The organism is Mesorhizobium sp. M1A.F.Ca.ET.072.01.1.1, assembly GCF_004023325.1.
GTDB lineage: Bacteria > Pseudomonadota > Alphaproteobacteria > Rhizobiales > Rhizobiaceae > Mesorhizobium.
In genome coordinates, this window is sequence record NZ_RZSF01000340.1 from 1 (window position 1) to 6,946 (window position 6,946).

The 6,946-nt window shown below is 59.0% G+C and carries 8 protein-coding genes; 7 read left to right on the top strand and 1 reads right to left on the bottom strand.

Features of this window, described 5'->3' with window-relative positions:
- Positions 1-241 (bottom strand): hypothetical protein (locus tag EOA32_RS38910; RefSeq protein WP_189407509.1); only part of this gene is annotated, 241 nt, incomplete at its 3' end.
- On the opposite strand from EOA32_RS38910, the gene EOA32_RS30900 reads away from it, so the two are divergent.
- The 7 genes from EOA32_RS30900 to EOA32_RS30930 form a co-directional block, all read left to right on the top strand.
- Positions 150-1,889: a type VI secretion protein gene (locus EOA32_RS30900; protein ID WP_245499438.1), complete on the top strand. Its 1,740-nt coding sequence runs from the start codon at positions 150-152 to the stop codon at positions 1,887-1,889. The two genes, EOA32_RS38910 and EOA32_RS30900, sit on opposite strands and share 92 nt — an antisense overlap.
- Positions 1,873-3,030 carry a lytic transglycosylase domain-containing protein gene (locus EOA32_RS30905; protein ID WP_128373734.1) on the top strand — a complete coding sequence of 386 codons (1,158 nt, stop codon included), beginning with the start codon at positions 1,873-1,875 and terminating at the stop codon, positions 3,028-3,030. Before EOA32_RS30900 ends, EOA32_RS30905 begins: the two co-directional genes overlap by 17 nt.
- Positions 3,031-3,039: 9 nt before the next feature.
- Positions 3,040-3,774 carry a type IV secretion system protein gene (locus EOA32_RS30910; RefSeq protein WP_128373735.1) on the top strand — a complete coding sequence of 245 codons (735 nt, stop codon included), beginning with the start codon at positions 3,040-3,042 and terminating at the stop codon, positions 3,772-3,774.
- Positions 3,775-3,957: 183 nt separating this feature from the next.
- A complete protein-coding gene (locus EOA32_RS30915) occupies positions 3,958-5,001 on the top strand; it encodes a type IV secretion system protein (protein ID WP_128373736.1) in 1,044 nt (347 codons plus the stop codon).
- Between the two features lie 27 nt (positions 5,002-5,028).
- Positions 5,029-5,736 (top strand): type IV secretion system protein, encoded by a 708-nt coding sequence (locus tag EOA32_RS30920; protein WP_348632239.1) that lies wholly within the window; start codon positions 5,029-5,031, stop codon positions 5,734-5,736.
- Positions 5,733-6,530: a TrbG/VirB9 family P-type conjugative transfer protein gene (locus EOA32_RS30925; protein WP_128373738.1), complete on the top strand. Its 798-nt coding sequence runs from the start codon at positions 5,733-5,735 to the stop codon at positions 6,528-6,530. The genes EOA32_RS30920 and EOA32_RS30925 overlap by 4 nt, the downstream gene beginning before the upstream one ends.
- Positions 6,530-6,946: hypothetical protein (locus EOA32_RS30930; protein WP_145971400.1), on the top strand; the 417-nt coding region annotated here is incomplete at its 3' end. The genes EOA32_RS30925 and EOA32_RS30930, both read left to right, overlap by 1 nt.

The following is a 6,946-nucleotide window of genomic DNA, read 5'->3' on the forward strand; positions in this document are numbered from 1 at the left end:
CGTCAAGGATTTCGCGGCGTATGGCGCGCGTCTTCTCGGCGTCGTGAAACGTCGCGACAGCTTGTTTTCCGAGCCCGCGGAACTTCTGGCGAAGATCCTCGCGGGCGGCGCCGATGTGGAAATGCCATTGCCGCGCATGAGCCTCGGAGGTGTTGGCCACACGCCAGCTTTTTTTCGGAAGATCAGCGCTGGAAATCCGCGGCCCCGATGCAAGCAAACTCGGCGCCATGGTTTCGATCAAGGAATATCCGCCCTTCACCGCACCGGGATCCCTGGACGGGCTTTTGCGCCTGCCGCACGAGTTTGTGCTGACCCAGAGTTTCGCCATCGAAGACCGCGTAACGGCGATGCGCAGGATCAACACGATCGCGAACCAGGTTGAGGGTTCTGACGAGGCCGGCACGACGGTCGAGGATTCCGTCCATGACGGCGCCGACAAGCTGGCCGGAGGCGAAGTCGTCTTCGGACAGCACCACATGAGCGTCATGGCGCTGGCACCGGACATGGCTGGCCTCAATCGTGCGCTCTCCGACATCACCGCAGAGCTGTCGCGGATGTCTATCGTACCGGTGCGCGAGACGCTGAACATGGAACTGGCCTTTTGGGCGCAACTTCCGGGAAATTTCAGCTACATCGCGCGGCGCGCGCTGATATCGTCCTTGAACTTTGCAGGCCTCTTTTCAGGGCACAATTTTCCCTCCGGTCAGCGCGAGGGCTTGCATTGGAAACGGCCCATCGCCTTGCTCGAAACCACCAGTCAGACGGCCTACTATTTCAATTTTCATGTCCACGATGTCGGGCACTTCACGGTGTTCGGCCCGACGGGGTCCGGTAAAACCGTCGTGCTGTCGTTCCTCATGGCTCAAGCCATGCGCGTGACGCCCAGGCCGAGATGCGTCTATTTCGACTATATGCGCGGCGCAGAAATTTTCATTCGAGCTCTCGACGGCCGCTATGAAGTGATGGAGCCATCCCACCCGACCGGGTTCGCGCCGCTACAACTCGAAGACACGACGGAAAATCGTGCGTTTCTGGAAGATTTGCTCATCTACATTCTGACGCCCGAAGGCGGCGCGCTGGATGTAGCGGAGATGCGCGTCATCAACGCTGCCATCGACATGATCTACAAGATCCCGCAGGCGCAGCGGACCTTTGATCTGCTGCCGGAAGTGCTGCGGGGATCACTCATGCCCGGCATGAACGATCTAGCGGCGCGCATTCAGCCATGGCTCGATCCGAAGGACAAGGGCTGGCTTTTCAACAATCGCATTGATCTGGTTGATTTCTCAAAGTCGGTGGTCGGCTTCGACATGACCAGGATTCTTGGCGACAGGAAACTGCGCTCGGCCGCCTTGCTCTACATCTTCCACCGTCTTGAGGAGGTCATTGACGGCACGCCGATCATGCTTTTCCTCGATGAAGGATGGAAGCTCCTCGACGACGAGGTCTTCTCGGCGTTCATAAATGAAACGCTGAAGACTATCCGTCGCCGCAACGGCGTGGTCGGCTTCGGCACGCAGACGGCGGAGGATGTCGTCAATTCCTCCATCTCCTCGTCACTGATCGAGCAGACGAAAACCAACATTTTCTTTCCCAACCCGAAGGCAAGCAAAGAGTCCTACATGGACCGCTTCTCGCTGACAGCGAAGGAATTCGAGTTCGTGCGCCGAACGGCGAAAGAAACCCGCACCTTCCTCGTCAAACACGATAGCGACTCGATCGTGGCCAAGCTCGACCTGGCGGCCATGCCAGATCTCATCAAGGTTCTGTCCTCGAACGAAACCAACAGCAAGGAATGCGCGCGGCTTCGGGAAATCTTCGGCGAAGAGCCGCAGGCGTGGCTGCCGTACTTCTGCGGATGGGAGAGCGAGAATGAAGAAGCAGCTTAGCAGCACGCTTCTGGTGGTGGTCTTCGCAATAACGGGCGGCATGACCATGGCCACTGCCCAGATTGCCGTCATCGACGATGCCAATCTCGATAAGCGGAAACAGGATGAGCAGCACAGCGAAACATCGGATAGTTCAAAAAAGAACGAGACCGACAAAAAGAAAAATGTCGTCTGCACCTATTCGAACAAATACCGCTCGCAGATGTTTCGCCGGTCGCCGGCCGAAGCGTTGCAACGCGACGCAGGCAACGTGCAGCTGATCCGCTATTATGCGCAGAAATACGGCGTTCCGGAGGGTCTGGCGCTCTCTGCTGCGTATCAGGAATCGCGGTTTGACACATGCGCCGGAAGCCACACCGGCGTCAAAGGCGTCATGCAGCTGACCAAGAGCACCGGCAAATCCATGGGATTTGACCGCGACGTGAACGAGCAGAACGTCGAAGGCGGGGTTAAATATCTCGGCATGGCCGTCAAGCAGTGCGGGGCGACGAACTATTCGTGTCTAGCATCCTTCTACAACGGCTCGAACGCGGCCGAGCAGACACAGTGGGCCGGCGGTGTCGGCCGCTGGAATGGGTATTTCAACGAATATGTCTCGAGCGGCAAAGCTCCTGTCGCTGCGTCGCCGCCGTTCTCGGTCGTGACGGCCGACGGCGTCGGCGGCGAGGCACAGAACGGGGCCATGGGTGCCGTTCGGAAGGTAGTGGGCGGCATCGAGGCAAGCACCGCACAACAGGGCGCAAACGGCGCACAGATCGACGCCATAATGGGCTCGATCGGCCAGGTGACGGAATACAAGGATGCTTGGGAGCTGAACTCGTCCGCGCGCGGCATCAATGCCGGCGTCACCAATCAATACATTGCCCAGGCCAGCGAGTTCACGGCATTGCTTGGGCAGCTTCTGTCCATGCAAAACGTCCAGACATCGCAGACCGCGAAGTTGGTGCAACGCCCGCAGAATGGTTCTCCCAACCCGTTCTCATGCGACCCTGCCGAACTCGAAAGCATCAATATCGATCGTAGCCGGTGGTTGCCATGCGCGCTTGATAACGCGCGGTCGCGCTCGGATGACGGTCGCTCGATAACCATCAGTGCAGATCCTGCTGGCGCCGCCAGCGTGATCGATTCCCTGCAGCAATAGGAGGCTGACATGAAGAAATTCGCCATCGTGGCCGGTCTGGCGCTCTGGTCGAGCGCCGCTTTCGCGCAGATTGCCGTCATTGACGGAGCCAACCTAGATGTTGCCCGCAGGAATGCCGATAACACCAACTCCATCATGGAGTCCAACAAGGACATTCTGAAGAAGAGCGAGGAGATCCTGAAGGCTCTCAGTGGCAGCCGTGACGGCTCGCTCGGAATCGGACAAACGGGTCTTGGCGGCAATATGTCGATTGCCCAGGCGCCGTCCTTCGGATCGGTCCTCAACGATGGCGCGCTCTCGTTTGGAGGTCTGTCCCCCCAAATCCAGAAGATTGCCGGCGCTGTAATCAATGGGCTTCAGCTGGTGAAGCAGCTCCAGCAGATCGCCGGCAAAGAGACGAGCGCCGTCAATACGGCCTATGGCGGCAGCGTCAACGTGGCCTCGCTGCTTAGCGCATTGACGTCGCAGGCGTCACAAGGCGTCACGCAGCGGGAACAGTCGTTGCAGTCTGCCAGCGGACAGATCGGTCAGTCCGACGACGTTAAGGGTTCGGTCGACCAGAACACGAGAATGCAGCTCGAAAATGCCCGAGCTGTCAATGAGCTGATCGGTGTCCAGAACGGTGCTGTTGCCGCCCTGAATGAGAAGCTGAAGACCGATCTTCTTCGCCAGAGTCAGGTGCAGAAGATGATGACGCCGCGCACCGTCAATCCATTCGCGAACTTCGGCAAGAGCGGGAATTAGCTCCTTGTTGTGGCGGATCTTGCGGGTGTGCATAGCGGCTGGGCTCGGCGTGGTACTTTCTGGTTGCGCAAACCGCGAACTGAAAGCGCCGTGTGGGCCTTTGGCGTATACCGAAAAGGCCGGATGCGGCCCGCTCAAACCCGTCAATGCTTTGCCGTTCGATAGCATCCTGAAGGAGCAGCGATGAACGGCCTCGCACAAAGCATTCTTGGTGGCATCGACAACATCGGCGAGGATTTCGTCCGCACCGTCTACATGCAGTTGGGCAATGCCATGGGGAACGTGTTCGCGCTTATGCTCACCCTCTACATCATCTGGTGGGGCTATTCGATCCTGAGCGGGCGGGAGTCGATTTCACCGATCGAGGCAGCATACCGGCTTGGCCGTGTCGTCATCATCTACCTGCTTTTGACGGGATGGGGGACATTCTCCGCGACGATCTATCAGCTTGTGCAAAGCATTCCTGATGAAGTCGGCAAAGTGATTGTTGGCGCCGTGTCGCGCGCGACGGGCAACCAGCTCAGCGATCAGGCGGCAATTCCGGCACTTATCGACAACCTTTACCAAGGCGCGCAGGACGTCGCCAACCAGGTCTATAGCGGGTCCTTCTACGACATTTTCGGTGCGCTGCTGTCGCTGCTTGTCTTGCTTTCGGCCATTGTCTTCGCAGCCCTTGCCATCGCCGCGATCATCGCGGCCAAAGTGATGCTTTTCATCACGCTGGCCTTGGCGCCGCTGTGGATAGTTCTCTGGCTTTACCGCTGGTCCTCGCGCATGAGCGAAGGGTTCATTTCGCTCACCACGTTTCTAATGATTCAGCAGGTGCTGATCTACGGTTTTCTCGGCTTCTACTTCTCGCTGGTCAACGCAGCGCTAAACACCGCTACCTCCGGCGGAGCGACAATAGACAATAAAATGTCGCTGGTGCTGCCACTCGTTCTGGTGACGATTATCGGCATCTACGTCCTGATGCAGATACCGTCGATTGCGTCGATCCTGAACGGCGGCGGCTACTTAAGTACTGTTGGAGCGCGCTATTCGTACGGAATGTTCGGCCGGAACGCAATGCGCTACTCCGGTGCTCGATGGGCCGCTAACCGTGTCGCCCGTGGCGCCCAGCAACTCGCCGCAAACCAGCTCCGACGCATGCGCAAGGGGAGGATGGAGGACGCAAGCAGGTCCGCCATCCAGCAGGCCGCGCGCGTTAACTCCAGGCCCCTCGCCTAACGAGGAAATGTTAGAATGTCAGATCCAGTGGCAACGACCGCGGGCAGCGGCAAACAGCTTGTCGACAAACGCTACTATGTGGTGGGGGCGACCTGGGAGGACGACACCCATCGGTCAATGCGGCGGTCGCGCACATTGGCGTGGATTGTCAGCGGCGTCTCCGCACTGGTGGCAGTCCTATCCTTGGTGGCGCTGGTCATGGTCCTGCCGCTTCGGCAATTCGAGCCGTATGTCGTCGAGGTCGACAAATCCACCGGCTACATCGAGATCGCACGCGCCCTTAAACCCGGAGACTTGTCGCAGAACGAGGCCGTAACGGCGGCGAACCTGGTGCGCTATATTCGCGCGCGGGAAACCTATGACCCGCGCGAGCTGAAGCAGAACTATGACTTGGCGCAGCTCTATTCGACCGACGCTGCGTCCCAGGATTTGACATGGCTCTTTACCCCGGCAAATCCGCAATCGCTGGACAAGATCTTCGGCCGCAATGTCAATGTCTCGGTTGAGATCAAGTCGGTCTCCCTGCTCAATCGCAATACCGCCTCGGTGCGCTTTGCCACGACGACCCGACGCGATAATTCCTCCACGATCGATAATTGGGTAGCGGTGATAAAATTCCGCTACACCTCAACCCCGCTCAAGAACGAGTGGCGTTTCGACAACCCGTTGGGATTTCAGGTCACGGAGTACCGCCGCGACCAGGAATCGGCGCCGACCGCGGGAAACCTGCAATGAGCCGGAGTCTGGGCCTCGCTCTGTCGGCCGCCCTTCTTCTCGGCATCGCCCACGAGGCGGCCGCACGTGACACTCGCATCCGATATGTGACCTTCAACAACGACGACGTGACGACAGTGCGCGCGGCTGTCGGCATTTCAACGATGGTCGAACTCAGTCCGACAGAATTTATCGAGACCGTCTCGGCTGGTGACACGAAAGGCTGGTCGATTGTTCCCAAGCGTGGGTCACGGTTCCTGTTCGTCAAGCCGCTCGAGCGTGATGCATGGACCAACGTTAACGTCGTCACCAACCGGCGCGTTTATTCGCTTCTGCTTCAGGCAACCGACAATGACCGCGACCGGGCGTCCTTCCAGGTGCGCTTCAAGTACCCGGACGAGGACGTCAACGCCCGCTTGCTTTCGCAGGCGACAGAAAGCGCCGCCGATCCGGATTTGAAAAATCTGAACTATGCCGATCTCAATTACGACTACGCCTACAAGGGCGACGACGGCCTGAAACCGCGCACCGTCTTCGATGACGGCACCAAGGTGTTCCTGGAGTTCAAGGGCGACATTCCCGCGATTTTCGTTGTCGACGACAAGCGCCACGAATCGCTGGTCAACGTTCGCACTCAAGGCAAATACACCATCATCGACAAGGTAGCGCGGCAATTCACATTGCGAGCCGATGGTAAGGCGCTCTGCCTGTATAACCGAGCGCGACCCAGCGCTGTCGATCCGGTGGAGCAAATCTACGGGCCCACGAAACTTCAGAGCGGTTCCACCCTGTTTGGACCGAGTGGAGGCCAGTGATGAGTCAGATCGACTATGATCAGCTGGACGGAAGCCCGGCTGTCGCCCGCCGAGGCGCCGGCGCGGGCACCAGGATCGCAATGGCTGCACTGGGCCTCGTCCTCGTTGGCGCGCTGGTTTGGCTCAACTGGCCTCGCGACCCAGTGCCGTCCGATAGTAACAATGAGGGCCAGGAGGCCTTCAATCCGCCCGAGTTCCGCCCGCCAGCGTTGAGCGAGCAGCCGCAAGCGGCTGACAGTACGATCGATCAGATCGTGGTGCCGCCCCCGGCCGATGACAAGAGCAATACGCAACAGGCTGAAAATGTCGATCAGACCGTCCAGGAGGGTGCCGATCTTGATGCGCAACGGCGGGCGCTGGAAGCGCAAATGGCTGCCGAGGAAGCTCGGCGCAAGGGCGCGGGAGAGGAAACCCGG

Coding starts and splice junctions, on each gene's coding strand:
- EOA32_RS30905 (WP_128373734.1), top strand. CDS start 1,873: ATGAAGAAGCAGCTTAGCAGCACGCTTCTGGTGGTGGTCTTCGCAATA.
- EOA32_RS30910 (WP_128373735.1), top strand. CDS start 3,040: ATGAAGAAATTCGCCATCGTGGCCGGTCTGGCGCTCTGGTCGAGCGCC.
- EOA32_RS30915 (WP_128373736.1), top strand. CDS start 3,958: ATGAACGGCCTCGCACAAAGCATTCTTGGTGGCATCGACAACATCGGC.
- EOA32_RS30925 (WP_128373738.1), top strand. CDS start 5,733: ATGAGCCGGAGTCTGGGCCTCGCTCTGTCGGCCGCCCTTCTTCTCGGC.